12 protein-coding genes and 1 tRNA gene are annotated in these 17,504 nt (G+C 68.5%); 1 reads left to right on the forward strand and 12 read right to left on the reverse strand.

Annotated features, from left to right (window positions below):
* Nucleotides 1-153: 153 nt before the first annotated feature.
* Nucleotides 154-1,092: an AEC family transporter gene (locus B5F70_RS04515; protein ID WP_158094927.1), complete on the reverse strand. Its 939-nt coding sequence runs from the start codon at nucleotides 1,090-1,092 to the stop codon at nucleotides 154-156.
* A 155-nt stretch (nucleotides 1,093-1,247) separates the two neighbouring features.
* Here B5F70_RS04515 and B5F70_RS04520 point away from each other — a divergent pair, with 155 nt between their 5' ends.
* On the forward strand, nucleotides 1,248-2,426 hold the full coding sequence (locus tag B5F70_RS04520) for a cation diffusion facilitator family transporter (protein ID WP_087204375.1): 1,179 nt from the start codon (nucleotides 1,248-1,250) through the stop codon (nucleotides 2,424-2,426).
* 134 nt (nucleotides 2,427-2,560) lie between these two features.
* Here B5F70_RS04520 and B5F70_RS04525 read toward each other — a convergent pair whose 3' ends face one another.
* The 11 genes from B5F70_RS04525 to B5F70_RS04575 all read right to left on the reverse strand — a co-directional run bounded on the left by B5F70_RS04525 (nucleotide 2,561) and on the right by B5F70_RS04575 (nucleotide 17,492).
* Nucleotides 2,561-3,121: a ferritin family protein gene (locus tag B5F70_RS04525; protein ID WP_087204376.1), complete on the reverse strand. Its 561-nt coding sequence runs from the start codon at nucleotides 3,119-3,121 to the stop codon at nucleotides 2,561-2,563.
* Nucleotides 3,122-3,319: 198 nt separating this feature from the next.
* Nucleotides 3,320-3,406: transfer RNA gene (locus B5F70_RS04530), tRNA-Leu, on the reverse strand.
* Nucleotides 3,407-3,450: 44 nt separating this feature from the next.
* Nucleotides 3,451-4,881, reverse strand: a complete 1,431-nt coding sequence (locus tag B5F70_RS04535) for a transglutaminase-like domain-containing protein (RefSeq protein ID WP_087204377.1) — start codon at nucleotides 4,879-4,881, stop codon at nucleotides 3,451-3,453.
* Nucleotides 4,882-5,102: 221 nt separating this feature from the next.
* The gene (gene fba, locus B5F70_RS04540; RefSeq protein ID WP_087204378.1) at nucleotides 5,103-5,969 is read right to left on the reverse strand and encodes a class II fructose-1,6-bisphosphate aldolase; all 867 of its coding nucleotides are present in this window, start codon (nucleotides 5,967-5,969) and stop codon (nucleotides 5,103-5,105) included.
* 120 nt (nucleotides 5,970-6,089) lie between these two features.
* On the reverse strand, nucleotides 6,090-7,586 hold the full coding sequence (locus tag B5F70_RS04545) for a family 1 glycosylhydrolase (RefSeq protein WP_087204379.1): 1,497 nt from the start codon (nucleotides 7,584-7,586) through the stop codon (nucleotides 6,090-6,092).
* Between the two features lie 45 nt (nucleotides 7,587-7,631).
* Nucleotides 7,632-8,312, reverse strand: coding sequence for an MBL fold metallo-hydrolase (locus B5F70_RS04550; RefSeq protein ID WP_087204380.1), 681 nt, complete (start codon nucleotides 8,310-8,312; stop codon nucleotides 7,632-7,634).
* Nucleotides 8,313-8,315: 3 nt separating this feature from the next.
* Complete coding sequence (locus B5F70_RS04555; protein WP_087204381.1) at nucleotides 8,316-10,664, reverse strand: bifunctional (p)ppGpp synthetase/guanosine-3',5'-bis(diphosphate) 3'-pyrophosphohydrolase; 2,349 nt, start codon at nucleotides 10,662-10,664, stop codon at nucleotides 8,316-8,318.
* Between the two features lie 11 nt (nucleotides 10,665-10,675).
* Nucleotides 10,676-14,041 carry a single-stranded-DNA-specific exonuclease RecJ gene (gene recJ, locus B5F70_RS04560; RefSeq protein WP_087204382.1) on the reverse strand — a complete coding sequence of 1,122 codons (3,366 nt, stop codon included), beginning with the start codon at nucleotides 14,039-14,041 and terminating at the stop codon, nucleotides 10,676-10,678.
* Between the two features lie 180 nt (nucleotides 14,042-14,221).
* On the reverse strand, nucleotides 14,222-15,532 hold the full coding sequence (locus B5F70_RS04565) for a GNAT family N-acetyltransferase (protein ID WP_087204383.1): 1,311 nt from the start codon (nucleotides 15,530-15,532) through the stop codon (nucleotides 14,222-14,224).
* A gap of 9 nt (nucleotides 15,533-15,541) precedes the next feature.
* The gene (locus B5F70_RS04570) at nucleotides 15,542-16,225 is read right to left on the reverse strand and encodes a copper homeostasis protein CutC (RefSeq protein ID WP_087204384.1); all 684 of its coding nucleotides are present in this window, start codon (nucleotides 16,223-16,225) and stop codon (nucleotides 15,542-15,544) included.
* Nucleotides 16,226-16,310: 85 nt separating this feature from the next.
* Nucleotides 16,311-17,492 carry a toxic anion resistance protein gene (locus B5F70_RS04575; RefSeq protein WP_143753920.1) on the reverse strand — a complete coding sequence of 394 codons (1,182 nt, stop codon included), beginning with the start codon at nucleotides 17,490-17,492 and terminating at the stop codon, nucleotides 16,311-16,313.
* Nucleotides 17,493-17,504 lie beyond the last annotated feature (12 nt).

Consider the following 17,504-nt stretch of genomic DNA (forward strand, 5'->3'; position numbering starts at 1 on the left):
CCGAACATGTCACCCCTCGTTGGGCGAAAACACCCGCCCCGTTTCGCTCAACGACGCCCAAACCGCCCACCGAGGACATGGAAACCTCTGGAATGCGCAGCAGATCATGGACGCGGCCAGGCGCCGGCGCGAGAGCGTGCGGTTTTCCGCGTCCTACAGCACTAGCGATACGAGCGGGATCGTCACCACCGAGAACACAACCGAGAGAAACGTCACCTGCATCATGGGCTTGGTGTCGCGGCCGCTCTTGAGGCAGTAGAGCGCGCCCAACGTAGCGACGGGCATGGCGCCGTCGAGCACGATGACGGCACGCAGAAAAGCAGACAGGGGAAACAGGTTGACCGCAATGAGGCTCGCGAGGGGCACGATGAGAAGACGGCCTGCGGCGGCCACGTAGGCGCGCGGGTTGCCGAGCATCTCGAGCGGTCGGTAATGCGCCATCGATGAGCCGGTGATGAGCAGGGCGAGCGGAGTGGCCATCTGCCCCACGATGCCGAGCGCCTGACCCGCAACGCCCAGCCGGTTCACACCCGCGAGCGCAAGCACGAGCACCGCCACGCTTGCGGCGAGCGTGGGGGTCTTGAGCGAGGCGAGCACGCCGCGCAGGCGATCGGCGGGACGGCCCGCATCGGCCGTGGCGTCGATGAAGAAGAGAGGGCCCACCGCAAACAGGATGACGTTGGCGGGAATGAGGGCGATGGCCGCATAGAGCACCGCTTCGGCACCCAGAATTGCGCCCACCACCGGAAGCCCGATGAAACCGCAATTGCCGAAGGCGATGGCAAACCGGTACGAGACGCGGGCATCCTCGGTGTCGCGCAGCAGAAACGCCATCACGAGCGCGACCGCGATCGCGATGACATAGGTGACACCGGTCGCGAGCATAAGGAGGGCGAGCGTGCCGGCGTCGGGCAGGGCCTCCGCCCCATCGATAGAGGCGAGGATCGAACACGGCAGGGCGACGTTGAGGACGAGCGTCGAAAGGCGGTTATCGAGGTCGCCGCCGATGATGCCCAATTTGTTAAGCGCCCAGCCCAACAGGATGGGCAGCGAGACCGCGAGGATCTGCGTCGCCACAAAACCGAAACCCATGCGCATCCCCTTATCCCGCAACGGCTGGAGGTATCCGCAGCATACGGCGTCGCAAACCTCTCAGCACCATGAAAACGTCTCCCCATGCGGCCCTTGAACACGAGCCGCCAGTCAACTATCGTAGCATGGCACCTTGCTCCCAAGGAGGGACCCCTATGATCGATTGGCTCATCCGGCGCTTCGTCGCAGGCGCCGACAACGTCCAAGACCCCGCCGTGCGCACGCGCTACGGGCAGTTTGCCGGCACCGTCGGCATCATCTGCAACGTGGCGCTCTGCCTAGCCAAGGGCGCCGTCGGCCTTATAGCCGGCTCCGTCTCCATCGTGGCAGACGCCGTCAACAACCTCTCCGACGCCTCATCGAACGTCATCAGCCTGCTCGGCTTCAAGTTGGCGAGTCGCCCGGCCGACCCCGAGCACCCCTACGGGCACGGGCGCTACGAGTACCTGTCCGGCCTCATCGTGGCGGCGCTGGTGCTTGCCATCGGCTTCGAACTCGTAAAGTCGTCCATCGAGAAGATCATCTCCCCCACCCCGGTCGAGTTCTCCGGCGCACTCGTCGTCGTACTCGCGCTCTCCATCGCCGTCAAGCTCTGGATGGCCGTCTTCAACCGGACCATCGGGCGGCGCATCGGCTCCGAGACCCTCGAGGCCACGGCCGTCGACTCGCGCAACGACGTCATCTCGACGGGCGCCGTGCTCGCCTCCGCCGTCATCGCCCACCTGACGGGTCTCGACCTCGACGGCTGGGTCGGCTGCGCCGTCGGCCTCTTTATCCTCTGGAGCGGCATCGGGCTCGTGCGCGAGACGGTGGACCCGCTGCTGGGGCAGGCGCCGTCGCCTGAGCTGGTGGACCATATCCGCACCAAGATCATGAGCTACCCCGGCGTCCTCGGCACGCACGACCTCATGGTGCACGACTACGGCCCCGGGCGGCAGTTTGCGAGCGCGCACGTGGAGATGGCCGCTGAGGCCGACCCGCTCGAGAGCCACGACCTGATCGACAACATCGAGCAGGACTTCAAGACCGACGACCGCATGATCGTGACGCTCCACTACGACCCCATCGTCACCGACGACCCGGCCGTGAACGACATGCGCAACTGGATCAACCAGGCCGTGAAGATCATCGACCCGCGCCTCTCCATCCACGACCTGCGCACCGTGGTCGGTCCCACGCACACGAACGTCATCTTCGACTGCGTGCGCCCGCAGGACCTCGCCATGCCCGCGAGCCAGCTCAAGCGCCGCATCGACCAGATCGTACGCGACCACTACCCGCGCTGCCGCTGCGTCATCACCATCGACGAGAGCTACGTGAGCTCCGCGCAGTAGCCGGCTGCTTCTCAAGGCGCTCCGCGCCGACACAGGCCTCCAAACGCAAGCAGGGCGCGCACCGGATGAACCGGGGCGCGCCCTGCAACGTTGGGCACGGTTATGTGCGAGGGACGCAGACGTCCCGCCTGCCCTTAGCCGAAGTAACGGTCGAGCAGGCCCTTGAAGGCACGGCCGTGACGGGCCTCGTCGCGCGCCATCTCGTGCACAGTGTCGTGGATGGCGTCGAGGCCGGCGGCCTTGGCGCGCTTGGCGAGGTCGGTCTTGCCGGCGGTGGCGCCGTTCTCGGCCTCAACACGCATCTCGAGGTTCTTCTTGGTGGAGTCGGTCACGACCTCACCGAGGAGCTCGGCAAACTTGGCGGCGTGCTCGGCCTCCTCGTAGGCGGCCTTCTCCCAGTAGAGGCCGATCTCGGGATAGCCCTCGCGGTGGGCGACGCGAGCCATGGCGAGGTACATACCGACCTCGGAGCACTCGCCCTCGAAGTTGGCGCGGAGGTCGGCCACGATGTCCTCGGAGACCTCGGGCAGCTTGCCGACGCCGACGACGTGCTCGGCAGCCCAGCTCATCTCGGTCTCAGACTGCTTGATGAAGCGGTCGCCGGAAACGCCGCACTGGGGGCACTTGAAATCGGCGGGGAGCTCCTCGCCGTCGAACTCCTCGACGTAACCGCAGACGGGGCACACGAACTTCATGTTGAACTCCTTTGGTTGCAGGTACCAGACGATGCGCACCCCTCCCTTGCGGGCCCTCTTGGGGTGCGTGGCATAGCTTAGCACATCGGGCGGACAGCGCCGGCGAGAATACGTTACCTATTTTGTAACCATTATCCGACCATGGTTAGCCACGGCCGACCTCACGCAAAAGGGCCCCGGAGGGCCCTTGGGATTGCGTGGTGCCTGAGGAGAGACTCGAACTCTCACGATGTCGCCATCGGTGGATTTTGAGTCCACTGCGTCTGCCAATTCCGCCACTCAGGCATTGCGCGAACTATAGTACCACACCCGTCGCGCTTTCCCGGGCGTCAAACCGCGCGCATCTCGACGAGGGCGATCGAGCGGCGCATCTCGCACGCGTCGAGCCCGCGGCCGTCGACGCTCGCCTCCCCCATCTGGTTGTCGTACGGGTCCCAGCGCACACCGTCGGCCGGCGGGGTGAGCTCCGCTTGAAACGCGCGGTTGGCGACCATGCGCCACGGGTCGAGGTTGCCGAAGTGATGGCGCCGCCGGGCCTCGTCACCGGCGCGGCGGGCCGACGAGCCAAACGAGCAGTCCGCCCAGAGCCATCCGGTCTCCGGCGTGTAGAAGCGCGCCCAGTCATGCGGCCCCACGTGGTCGGAGGCAACGTAGAGCCCGCTTTCCCACCGCGCCGGCACCCCGGCGATGCGACAGAGCGTGATGAACGTGAGGGCAAAGATGCCGCAGTCGGCGCGCCGCGACTTGGCGCAGGCGTCGGCGATGGCATCGAGCTGCGCATAGGCCGGCTGGTAGCGGTAGTCGACGTGGCGGGTCACGTAGTCGTAGATGGCGCGCGCCCGGTCGAGCGGACGGTCGATGCCCTCCACGAGCGACGCGGCGAGCGCACGCAGATAGGGCGTGAACGCGATGTGCGGGCGGAACTCGGCGAGGTCCTCGGGCGTGGGCTCGGGGTCGCTACCGATGCGCTCCGTTTGTCGCACGTCGCCCGCCCAGGCGTCAACGTAGGGGGCACGGGCGCGGTAGCGGTAGGTGACCGTGAACGAACGAAGGGTATCGGACTCCCAGAAGGCCGTGCGCGCCGGTGCGGTCGCGGGCGCGATGCGTGCGCCGGGCGTGGCGTCGAGAATCTCGATGTCGCCCTGCAGTGCGCAAGCAGCGGGAAGCGGCAACCAGGCGCGAACGGTCTCGCACGGCAGTGCTGCGGGCACCTCGAGGATTGCGCGAAGCGTTATCTCGCGCTCGGCAGCACCCTCCGCGCGCATGGAAGCGAGCATGCGGTCGCGCGTAGCGGTGTCGAGCGGCGGCTCGGGTGCGAGGCCGGGCACCTCGGCGGGGTAGACACGCAGCGAATCGAGGAAGTTTCCGAGTACGCAGAGCTCGCCGTCTACGTAGCGCCAGTCGATGCGGCCGCGGGCGATAAGGTCGTCGAAGGCCTGCTCGGTAAAGTCGGGCCACTCGCGGCGGATCTGGGCGATGGCCGAGGCGCGCGGCACGCAGAAGTCCTCGGCAAGGCGGCCCATGCGGTGGCGCTCGGCGCGCAGGCACGCCGCCAGTTCGCGCTCGCAGCCCGCCTCAAGCAGGCGCGTGCACGCATCGCGAGCCTCGGTAAGGTGTCCGGCCGCCTTTAGGCGCGCGATCTCGGGCGGAAGCCCGATATCGAGATAGCGGAAATCGTCGTTGGACACCTCATCGGTGCACCCCACCGGTCCCTCGCAGACAAGCTCGCCCGCCTCGGGATAAACCGTCTCAACCGCCACAGCAGCCTCTCCCCTCTCACTCATAACGCCGTCGCCCGCAACACAGAAGGACCCCGCAGGGCTTCCTTCGCAGGCAGCGTCTTTTCTAGCCTACCGCAACCGGTCTCCTGAAACGCGGGAATCCCCCGAGAGATTCCCTAAGCGAACATTCCGCAGGCCAAAGGCCGAGGACGTTCGCGTGGGAACTCTCGGGGGATTCCACCGAGGGTTTCAGTCAGACCTTACGCCTTGTTGACGGAGCCGAACTCCTCCATGAGGGCCTTGGTCTTCTCGACGATGGCGTCGCGACCGGGCTTCAAGAGCTTGCGCGGGTCGAAGCCCTTGCCCTCGAGATCCTTGCCCGCCTCGACGTACTTGCGGGTAGCGGCCGCAAACACGAGCTGGAGGTCGGTGTTGACGTTGATCTTGGAGACGCCGAGCGAGATGGCCTTCTGGATCTGGTCCACCGGGATGCCCGAGCCGCCGTGGAGGACGAGCGGCAGGTCGCCGACCTGCTCCTTGATCTCGCCGAGGCGCTCGAACGAAAGGCCGGCCCAATCCTCGGGGTACACGCCGTGGATGTTGCCGATGCCGCAGGCGAGGAAGTCGACGCCCAGATCGGCGATCTGCTTGCACTCGGCCGGATCGGCGAGCTCGCCGGAGGAGGTCACGCCGTCCTCGGTGCCGCCGATGCCGCCGACCTCAGCCTCGATGGAGAGGCCCTTGGCATGGGCGAGCTCCACGAGCTCCTTGGTGCGGTCGAGGTTGAGCTGGAAGGTCTCCTCGTGGGAGCCGTCGTACATGATGGAGGTGAAGCCCGCCTCGATGGCCTTGAAGCAGTCCTCATACGAACCATGGTCGAGGTGGAGCGCCACGGGGACGGTCACGCCGGTCGCCTCGACGGCGGCCTTGACCATGTCGGCGCAGACCTTGAAGCCGCCCATCCACTTGGCGGCACCGGCGGTGCACTGGATGATCAGCGGGCTCTTGGCCTCCTCAGCGGCCTGGAGAAGGGCGAGCGTCCACTCCAGGTTGTTGGTGTTGAAGGCGCCGAGCGCGTACTTGCCGGCCTCCGCCTTCTTGAGCATCTCTGCTGCATTGACGAGCATACAAACCTCCCAAACTAAGGGTTGTCCAAAGACGCTATTAGTGTACCACGGCGTGGGGGCCTCTCGGCGGCAAGGCGTCCCATTCCGCGAGTGGTAATCCGAGCGGTGGACGCGAGCGTGCTACTCGGCCGAGAGGTCCGCCCCGTTGGCGGCGATGACCTTCTGATACCACCAGAAGCTGTCCTTGCGCAGACGGTCGTAGGTGCCTTGGCAGTGATCGTCGGCATCCACGTACACAAACCCGTAGCGCTTGGACATCTGGTTGGTGGAGTTTGACACCAAGTCGATCGGCGCCCACGAGGTGTAGCCCATAAGCTCGACGCCGTCCTCCAAAATCGCCTTCTTGGCCTCGGCCAGATGTGCCGAGAGGTAGTCGATGCGGTAATCGTCGTGAATGCGGCCCTCGTCATCCGGCTCCTCGCGCACGCCGATGCCGTTCTCTACGATGAACAGCGGTTTGCGGTAGCGGTCGTAGAGGTCGATGAGCGACACGCGCAGCCCCACCGGGTCGATCTGCCAGCCCCACTCAGACGAAGGCAGATACGGATTCTTGACGCCCGTGGTGGTGTTTGCCTCGGTGACGTCGAGACCCGCGGCGTCACCTGCGGCGCAGCTCGACATGTAGTAGCTAAACGATACGAAGTCAACCGGGTTCTCGCGCATCACTTGCGCATCGCCCGGCTCCTGGTGAATCTCGATCCCGCGGTTCTGGTAATCGTTTAGCAGGTAGTGCGGGTAGGCGCCAAAGACCTGCACGTCACCGTAACAGTACGTCTCGCGCATGCGCCGCTGCGCGGCGAGAACGTCGTCGGGCTTGCAGGTATACGGGTAGAACGTCACCTTGGTGAGCATGCAGCCCACCTTGGAACCGGGGATGTTCTCGTGGCAGATCTTGGTCGCCCGCGCGCTCGCCACAAACTGGTGGTGCATCGCCTGACGCACCACGGCGGGGAACTCCTCGGGCGTCCAGCGGCTCTCGATGAGGCCGCCGGTCATAAAGGGGTGGCGCAGAATCGAGTCCACCTCGTTGAAAGTGAGCCAGTACTTGACCTTGTCGGCGTAGCGGCGGGTGATCACGTCGACGTAGCGGCAGAAAAACTCGATGGAGCGGCGGTTGTACCAGCCGTTGTACTCGCGGCAGAAGGCGAGCGGCGGCTCGTAGTGGCTCATGGTGACAAGCGGCTCGATGCCGTGCTTGGCGCACTCGTCGAAGACGCGGTCGTAGAAGGCGAGGCCCTCCTCGCAGGGCTCCTGCTCGTCACCGCGCGGGAAGATGCGGCTCCAGGCGATGGACATGCGATAGACCTTGAAGCCCATCTCGGCGTAGAGGGCGATGTCCTCGGCATAGCGGTGGTAGAAGTCCGCACCGCGGCGCTTGGGGTAGCGCGTGTCATCGTCTGCGGCGAGCGCCTCGTCGATATCGGCGTCGGTCACGTCACAGTTGGCGTGGATATCCGCCCCGCTCGTAGCGTTGTTGGGGTCGCGAAACGCAAATACGTCGGCGGCGGAGAGACCCTTGCCGCCCTCGTTCCAACCGCCCTCGCACTGGTTTGCCGCCGTGGCGCCGCCCCAGAGAAAGCCCTCGGGAAACGCCGTACCGTGATGCGTGTCAGCCATGGCCTCTCCTATCGCGCGTTTGCATACGTCCTGCTGCGCCGCACCCTACCAGGCGGCGCCCATGAACGGGTTGGTGGCGAGCTCGCGCTCGACCGTGGTGGAAGGACCGTGCCCCACGAGACAGAGCGTCTCGCGCGGCAAAAGCTCGCCCAAGCGCGCAAGCGACGCCACGATGGCGCGCTCGTCGCCACCGGCGAGGTCGGTGCGGCCGTGGCTCCCCGGGAAGAGCGTGTCGCCCACAAAGGCTATCGCACCGCCCTCGGCAGCGCAGAAGAGCACGACCCCGCCCGGCGTGTGCCCGGGGGTGGCGATGACCTGGAGTGCGGCGGTGCCGAAGGGGATGGTGTCACCCTCGCCGATGAGGCGGTCGGGCGCGCCGGGGTCCTCGGTCTCGATGCCCCAGGCGCTACGCTGGTGCGCGATGTTCACCGCGGGCATCTGGGCGTCGTCTGCCGGCAGCAGATAGGGCACCTCGGGCCCAAGTGTGCGGCGCATACCCGCCACACCGCCCACGTGGTCGGCGTGCCCGTGCGTGCACACGATGGCGACGATCCGCACTCCGGGGTGCGCGGCGGCGAAGCTCTGGGCGAGCTCCTCGCCCTCCCACGCCGGGTCGATAACGACAGCCTCGTCGCCCGAGATCGCAAAGTACGTGTTGGTCTCGATGGGCCCGTTCACCACATAGGAAATGTCGACCGGACCGCAGGGCGTCAAATCAAGCTGCATGGTCTACCCTATCCGCTTCATCTGGCTCGCGCCCTCGCCCGGCTTCAGGCGGCGCGCGTCGTAGACGCTCTCCACCCGGCTGATCGCCGCGAGCAGCGGGTCGAGCCCGCTCGCATCGGAGATCTCGACCAGGAAGCGCAGGATGGCGACGCCGTCGCGGTTGGTCGAGGTCGCCGCCGAGAGGATGTTCGCCCCGGCCTCGCCGATGGCGATGGTGACATCCTTGAGCAGGCCCATACGGTCGAGGCACTCGGCCACGATCTCCACGCGGAAGGCGGTGTCGGCCCGCGCGTCCCAGCCCACCTCGATCATGCGCTCGGGGTGCTCCATCAGGCCCTTGACGTTGGGGCAGTCGGCGCGGTGCACCGACACGCCGCGGCCGCGCGTGATGAAGCCCACGATGTCGTCGCCCATAACGGGGTTGCAGCAGTGAGCGAGGCGCACGAGGAGCCCCGAGTCGGACGAGCCCTTGACCACCACGGCCGAGCCGCCCTTGCCGCTCGCCTGCGGCCGGCGGTTGCTCCCGCGGGCGGGCGCCACGGGCACAGCGGTGGCCGCCATCGCCGGCAGCTCCGGCTTGGGGTCGAGTATCTGCTGCACGCGGTTACCCACGAGCCGGGGCGTCTGCTTGCCCGCGCCCACTGCGGCGAAGAGGTCCTCGAGCCGCTTGTAGTTGAGCTCGTCGCACACCTGGTTGAGCGCGCGTGTGGAACGCGGGGTCGAGATGCCGTAGCCGCGCTTGCGCAGGTCGCGCGCGAGCATCTCGCGCCCGGCGGCCGCATCGTCGTCCTTGGTGACGGCGGCGAAGTAGTGGCGGATCTTCGAGCGGGCCGAGGGCGTCTTGACGATGGAGAGCCAGTCGCGCGAGGGCTTGGAGTTCTTGTTGGTGAGAATCTCCACCCGGTCGCCCATCTGGAGCTCGTGAGTGAGCGGCGCCACCACGCCGTTGACCTTGGCGCCCACGCAGTGGTTGCCCACCTCGGTATGGATGGTGTAGGCGAAGTCGAGCGGCGTCGACCCCGCCCTCAGGCTCATGATCTCGCCCTTGGGGGTGAAAACGAAGATCTCTTGGTCGTAGAGATCGACCTTGAGCGAGTGCAGGAACTCCTTGGGGTCGTCGATCTCGTCGGACGCCGCCCAGTCGAGCGTGTGCTTGAGCATGTTGATCTGCTCGTCCAGGCGCTGCTGGTCGCCGGACTTGGTGGCCGAGGAGCCGCCCGAGCGCTTGTAGAGCCAGTGCGCGGCGATGCCGTACTCGGCCTGCTCGTGCATCTCGTACGTGCGGATCTGGATCTCGAGCGGGCGGGCGGTGGGGCCGATGACCGTCGTGTGGAGCGACTGGTAGTTGTTGAGCTTGGGGTTGGCGATGTAGTCCTTGAACCGGCCCGGCATGGGGTGCCAGAGCGCGTGCACCGCGCCGAGCGCCGAATAGCAGTCGCCCACCGTATGGCAGATGACGCGCATGGCCACGAGGTCGTAGATCTCGGAGAACTCCTTGCCCTTGCGGCGCATCTTCTGGTAGATGGACCAGTAGTGCTTCGAGCGCCCGTTGATCTGGAAGCCCTCGAGCCCGGCGTCTTTGAGCTCGTCGGTGAGCGTCTTGATGGTCTCCGCGAGATAGCGCTCACGCACCTCGCGGCTCTCGGCCACCATGCGGGCGATGCGCTGATAGGCCTCGGGCTCGAGATAGAAGAACGAGAGGTCCTCGAGCTCCCACTTGATGGAGCTCATGCCCAGACGGTCGGCCAGCGGCGCGTACACGTCCATCGTCTCGCGCGCCTTGAAGCGGCGGCGGTCCTCGCGCAGCGCGGCGAGCGTGCGCATGTTGTGCAGGCGGTCGGCGAGCTTGACGATGATGACGCGGATGTCCTTCGACATGGCGAGAAACATCTTGCGCAGGTTCAGCGCCTGCTTCTCGTCCATGCTGTCAACCTCGATGTTGGTGAGCTTCGTGACGCCGTCCACCAGAAGCGCGATGGTGTCGCCAAAGATGTCGCGCACGTCGGCCAGCGAGACCTCGGTGTCCTCCACCGTATCGTGCAGCAGCGCCGCGCAGACCACGTCGGAGTCCATCTTGAGCTCGGCCAAGATGACGGCGACCTCGACGGGATGGTTGATGTAGGGCTCGCCCGAGCGGCGGCGCTGGGAGGCGTGCTTCTCGGCCGCGAAACAATAGGCGTGCTCCACCAGCGCGCAGTCCGCCTCGCTCATGTATTTGCGGCAGAGCCCGGCCAGCTCGTCGTAATCGTCGGCGCAGATCTCGGGCGGGAGGTCGTCGGCATGCGTGTAGTGGACCATCAGGGCAGAGGACGTGAGCGACGCGTCGTGCGCCGCGCGCGTGGCAGCATCCATGGCAGACCTCCTCAGAGCGCGATCTCGCCGCCCGCCGGGGTGATGGGACGGGCTATTCGGCTAAGCATATCACGAGCGGACGCATCGAGCGCCCAGCTTCTAAACTGGGTAAACGCCCAGCGCGTGCGCAGGCCCTCGAGGTAGCGGGTCGACGCGGTGAGCGCCATGTGGCCGGGGTTCTCGCACATCTCGATGCGCCGGGTATCCTCAAACCCCGTCACGCGGGTGAAGCCGAGCTCCTCGAAGATGCGGATGCCGCTCGCGACGGCACGCTCGTCCACCTGCTCGCGCGCGTCGATGGCGCGGCACATGCTCGCGATGTCGAGGTCGCTCGCGCTGAAGGCCCCCTCGCCCGTCCTGCCGCGATGGCTCCGCCACATGGTCTGGAGCGCGCGGTAGATGACGATGAGCTCGCCGCGCTCGGGGGCGGCCGCCTCGAGCAGGTGCTCGTTGATGCGGGCGTCGCGCGCCGAGTACATGAGGTGGATCCGGGCGGGCGCCCCGTCGCGCCCGGCCCGCCCGCTCATCTGGTTGAAGGCCGTGGCCGAGAACGGCATGTGGTAGAGCACCACGTGCCGGATGTCCGGCAGGTTGACGCCCTCGCCAAACGCGGAGGTCGACACGATGCAGGTGAGGTCGCCCGCGCGGAACGCCTCCTCCACCCGCGTGCGGTCGGCGCGGGCGAGCCCCCCGTTGTAGAAGGCGATGGCGCCGCCGAGCTCGGGCACGCGCTGGCGGAGCGTGCGGGCGAGCGCGACCGTCTGCTCGCGCGAGTTGACGTACACGACGCACTTCTCGCCCGTCGCCACGATGGAGACGAGCCGGTTCTCGCGACTGGGCAGGTTGCGGTCGTCCTCGAGGTCGAGGTTGGGTCGGTCCGCATCGTCCACGATGGCGCGGGCGGTGCCGAGGGTCTCGGTGATGCGGTGCGCGCACGCTGCATCGGCCGTGGCAGTGACGGCGAGCACCGTCGGGCGGCCGAGGGCGGCGAGCACCTCGGGTAGGTCGAGATAGGCGCTGCGCTCGCCCGCGGGCGCGGCAGCGATATGGTGTGCCTCGTCCACGGCGACAAAGCCCACACGCCGGGCGGCGGCGAAGCGCTCGCGGTGGATCGAGAGGAACTCGGGAGTCGTCAGCACGATGTCGAGCGCGCCCTCGGCGAGCGCGCCGAAGATCTGCGCGCGCGTCGGCTGGGGGGTATCGCCCGTGAGCACGCCCACGCCGATGCCCCACGCACCCAGAAGGCGCGCCAGATGGAAGGCCTGGTCGGCGATGAGGGCGCGCAGGGGGTACACGAAGATGCTCGCACGGCCGTTGAGGACGGCCTCGCGGGCGGCGTGCACCTGGAATACGAGCGACTTGCCGCGACCCGTCCCCATGACGGCGAGCGCGCTCTCGCCCCGACCGAGGGCGTCGAGAGCGTCTGTCTGGGCGGGATGCGGGGAGCTGCCCCCGATGAGGGCGTGGATGAGCGAGCGCGTGAGCTCGGTGTACGAAAGGCCCGCGAGGGTCGCCCTGCGCCGGCGCCCCGCGGCGGCGGGCGTGAAGATCGCGGCGGGCTCGTCCGGCGCTGCGGCCGGGGCGGGCGACGAGGGGGCGGCACCGGCGCCGTCCACGGCAGCCGCCACGGGCGCGCCCACCGGCCCAGCCGGCCCCTCGGCATCCGCCGCGTCGTGCCGAAGCACGTCCTTTACCATGAGCTTGGGCTTGACGCGGCCCTGCCAGCGCTCGGCCACCGCCTCGAAGACGATGTCGACCACGCTGTCGCATGCGCAGAGCGCATCGGCGTCTGGTGCGCGGAACATGATGGCCGCCACACTCGAGATGCCGTCGGTCGCCGTGAAGCGCACATGGTCGCCCGTGCGGCCCACGCAGGAGCGGTCCGCCATAGTCACGCCGGTCGCCGCGAGCAGCGGCACGCGGTTGCCCTGGCCGAAGGGCTCGAGGCGCGCGATCTCCTCGATGGTCTCGATGGTGAGCTCGCCCAGGTCCACCGTCGCGGCGATCTCGCCCGTGTCCTCGAAGGCCTCCTCCGGGAGCTCGGACAGCACCTCGTCGAGGCGCTCGCGCAGCGCCGGCAGGTTTGCCGCGGGCAGCGCGACGCCCACCGCGCCCGCGTGCCCGCCGAAGCGCGTGGTGAGGTCGGCGCACCGCTCGACGGCCTCAAACAGGTTGACCGTGCCCACCGAGCGTCCCGAGCCGCGCGCGACGTCGCCCTCGATGGAGAAAAGCAGCGTGGGCACGTGGTAGCGGTTGACGATGCGGCTCGCCACGATACCCTTGACACCCTCGTGCCAGCCCTCGCCGCCCACGACGATGACGCGGCCGCCCGCATACGTCTCGCCCACGCGGGCGAGCGCATCCTCGGTGAGCGCGGCCTCGATGTCGCGGCGCTCCTGGTTGATGGCCTCGAGCTCCGCGGCGAGCCGCCCGGCCTCCACGGGGTCGCGCTCGAGCAGCAGGTTGAGCGCGAGGGCGGGGTCGGCCATGCGCCCGGCGGCGTTGAGGCGCGGGATGAGCGAGAACGAGAGGCCGTCCGCCGTGATGGTGGCGAGGTCCGCGCGGGCGAGCGCCGCCAGCGCGATGAAGCCCGGGCGCGCGGTGGCGCGCATGTGCGCGATGCCGTCTGCCACGAGCGCGCGGTTCTCCGGCGTGAGCGGCATCATATCCGACACGGTGCCGAGCGCCGCCACCTCGGTCAGACCGCGCCAGAGATCGGGGGCGCCGCGGCGCTCTCCCAGCGCCTGCACGAGCTTGAGCGCCACGCCGGCACCGGCGAGCTCGCGCGAGGGGCCCTCGGCCGCGAGCTTGGGGTCGGTCAGGGGCACGCCCCGGGGCACCATGTCGGCGGGCTCATGGTGGTCGGTCACCACGAGGTCGATGCCGCGCGCCGTGAGGTAGGCAACCTCGTCGCGGGCGGCGATGCCGTTGTCCACCGTCACGATGACGTCGGGCGCGCAGGCGGCGATGACGCGGTCGAGCGCGGCCTCGGTGAGTCCGTAGCCCTCGTCGAAGCGATGCGGGATGAACGGGGTGACGTTACCGCCGAGCGCCCGCAGGGCCTCGGTAAGCAGGCAGGTCGAGGTGATGCCGTCCACGTCGAAATCGCCGAAGACCGCAATTGCCTCGTGCGCGTCGAGCGCGCGGTCGAGCCGCGCGACGACCTCGTACATACCCGGGATGATAAGGGGGTCGGCCCAGTCGCGCTCGAGCGAGGGGGTGAGGAAGCGCCGTCCCTCCTCGACGGAGGCGATACCGTGCGCCACCATGATGCGGGCGACGAGCGGAGTGATGTTGAGTGCGTGCGCGAGCTCGGTGGCGAGCGCGGGGTTTTGGGGAGCTACCGACCAGCGGTGGCTCGTTTTGAGCGATGCCATAGGAGGACGTCCTTGTTGTTAGGGCCCGCTGCGGCGGGCTGAGAAGTTGAACGCCTCCCATTATACCGTTCGCGGCGCATCCCTACAGCGCGAGTGGACAACCCGGGCGTCGCCTCTACCTCGCCCCGCGCGGCGCCCCGGGAGCCGCCTCGGTCGAAGATGGCTCGGCGGCAGGTCCGGCTAACGGCGCGGCGGCATGCCAAACCAGCATTGGACGGTGTCGATCCGCCGAAGCCCCAACTTGCGCTGCAGTGCCTTCGACGCCTCGTTGTCGAGCGCTACGTGGCAGTACGGGATACGCCCTGCCGCCATAAACGTGTCGATGAGGGCCGCCTCGAGCGCTTGCGCATAGCCGCGGCGGCGCGCCTCGGGAAAGACCTCCAGCATGCCCATCGACGCCTCGTCGTGCTCGCCGATGAACCCGACGAGCGCCCCGGAGGCATCGAATCCGCCGTATATCCAGCCGCGCTCGAGATGGTCCTCGATCTCCCCATGGCTGAGCAGCGCGTAGTGCGCTTCCACCGTATCGATGTCCCCCGGCCCGAGGGGAGCGATGGTGAAGCCCTCGGGCGGGGCAATGGCGCCCGTTGCGAGCGGCGAGGCGTCCGCGCCATACGCCCAGAGCTCATAGCGGCCGGGGTCGAGCCCCTCAAAGGCGGCACCGGGGGCGAAGACCTCGAGGTACTGCTCATCGCACAGGCTCACCAGTGCGCCGTCGGGCACCATGCTCGCCATGATGCGGGCCGCGCAGCCGTCCACCGGAGCGGCAAAATAGGCGCCGTTGCGCTTGAAGCGCACGAGCGCGCCGAGGTCGTCGCCCACCGCGAGCACGGTCACGCGTCCGAGCTTGACCGGCTCGGTGATGCTCAGGAAGCGCGCCGGCTCGGGGTCGCCGGCGAGCAGCTCCCGCACACGGCGGGCGAGCTCCTCCTCAGCCGGCGCAGCGGCGAGGTCGAGCCGCATGACGGCCTCGTCGCGCACCTCGCCCAAAAGGGGTACGTCGATACCTCGGTCGCAGCGCACGTAGCGAAAGCCCAGGCGCGTCGCCACGCGCGCGGACGCTCGGTTTCCCACATAGAACCCGAGCCAGACCGTCCGCACGCCCCACGCGCGACGCGCATGGCCGATGAGGGCGCGGGCGGCCTCGGGCATATAGCCGCGCCCCCAGAACGGCCGACCCGTCCAATACCCGAGCTCCCGCTCGTCCGCCGCCGCGGCATGCGTGCTCGCCGCGGCGTCCGTGAGGGCGACAGCGCCCACGAGCGTGCCCGCGGCCTCCCCCGCCTCGCCGGTGCCGCGCAGGCAGACGGCAAAGCTCTCCTTACCGCGCAGCACGTCGCGGATGACATCCCGGCTCTCCTCCACGCTCGCGTGGGCGGGCCACCCCGCAGCGCTCCCCACCGCCGGATCGCTCGCGAGCGCAAAGAGCGCCTCTGCGTCCGCGTCTTCCCAGGGGCGCAGGACGAGACGCTGCGTATTGATGACGGTCACGCGCGCCCCCTACGCAACCTTGACGATCTTGGTGCCGTGGCACTCCCCCACGCCGAGGCGCTCGGCCACCGCGTCCACGTTCTCCCACGTGATGCCCGCGCCGGGCAGGATGATGAGGCGCCCCGCGGCGCGCTCGATGTAGGCGGCGAGGCGGTCGAGGTTGCCCTCGATGGGCGTGCCGGCGACGCCGCCGTGCGTGAGGATGCGCGTGAAGCCGAGCGCCGCGATCGCATCGATGGCGTCGAGCTGGCGCTCCTCGGGCAGCGCGTCGAAGGCCATGTGGAAGGTCATGTCCACGGCCTCGCCGCGCTCCGCGGCGGCCTCGCGGGCGATGGCGCAGATGCGCTCGAGCGCGGCCTCGTCGAGCCCGAGCGCGCCCGCGGCGTCCCTCTTGAGGCACCCGAGCACGATGCCGTCCGCCCCGAGGGCGAGCGCGATGCGCGCGTCGGTCTCCATCATCTGGACCTCGACCTCGTCGTACACGAAGTCGCCGCCGCGCGGGCGCACCATCGCCATCACGCGGGCGCCCCGGGCGTGCGCGTACTCGACCGTGGCCTCGATGACCCCCATCGAGGGCGACGTGCCGCCGACGGCCAGGTTGTCGCAGAGCTCGATGCGGCGCGCGCCCGCCTCGATGGCGGCGGGCACGTTGGTGTAGTTCTCGGCGCAGAACTCGCGCAGAAGGTCGGACATGGGCGCTCCTAACGTCGCGTACGGTTCACGCTGCCCATTGTGGCACAAAACGCGCGCGCGGCGCCTGCGCGCCCACCGATATCCCCTACGAGAGCGTGCCCGCCTGCTCCAGGAGCGCCGCCTTGAGGTCGCTCTCGATGCGGCGCATGCGCCCCTCGGCGTCGGCGCGGGCGGCGCGGCCCTCCTGCTGGATCCGGATCGTCTCGTGCAGCGTGTCGATGAGGCGCTGGTTGACCTCCTCGAGCGTCTCGATGTCCACGCTGCCGCGCTGCGTGGTCTCCTCCGCCGCAACGGCGCCCTGCTGGAGCGCCTCGGCGTTCGCGCGCAGGAGCTTGTTGGTGGTGTCGTCCACGCTCTTCTGGAGGTCGAGGGCCGCGCGCTGGTTGGCGAGGCCGAGGGCGATCACCATCTGGGACTTCCAGAGAGGGATGGTCGTCGAGATGGTGGTGTCGATCTTCTCGGAGATGCTCTTGTCGGCGTTCTGCAGGAGCTTGATCTGCGGCGCGAGCTGCAGGCTCACCACGCTCACGCGGTCGAGGTCGTCGAGGCGCTTCTCGAAGCGGTCGAGCTTGTCCTTGAAGTCCTTGAGCACCTGGGCGCCCATGGCGTCGCCCGAGGAGGCCGCCTCGGCCTCGAGCGCGGGCAGCGCGTCGGCGCGGAAGCGGGCGAGGGCGTCCTTGCCGGCCGCGATGTAGACCTTGAGGGCGCGGTACTGCTCGACGTTGCGCTCGTACATGGTGTCGTACATGGCGATGTCGGCCACCATCTGCGCCTGGGCGCGCTCGAGCTTCTCCACCACCTCGTCCACCTGCGGGGCGACCTTCTGGTAGGTGCGGCGCAGCTTGTCGATGCCCACCACCACCTTGCCGATGATGGGGATCTCCTTGATGCCCGAGAGCTCGGCGCCCTCGACCTCGGCCAGAAGCTCGCGCAGGAGCTCGCCCGCCTCGCCCGTCGCCTTGTTGGAGGTGTGGGCGAGCACGTTGTCGGCGAAGTCGGAGAGCGAGCGCTGCGCGTCGCGCGCGTAGGTGCTCTCGATGCCGGCCTTGGTGAAGTCGATGGTGCGCGCGATCTCCTGCGCCCGCCGCTGGTCCTCGGGGCTCAGCGCGACCGCCGGCGCCTCGGGCTCGGCGGGGGCGGCTGCGGGGGCGGCGGCGAGCGTCGCCCCCTGCGAGGCGGCGATGTCGGCGAGGCTCGGGATGCGCGCCGCGGGCACGGCCTCCTCGGGCGCGACGACCTCGGTCGGTACCTCGTTCGGTTCGGTCATCTCGGACTCCTC

Origin of the sequence: Collinsella sp. An268 (assembly GCF_002159765.1) — a bacterium.
Classification (GTDB): domain Bacteria; phylum Actinomycetota; class Coriobacteriia; order Coriobacteriales; family Coriobacteriaceae; genus Coprousia.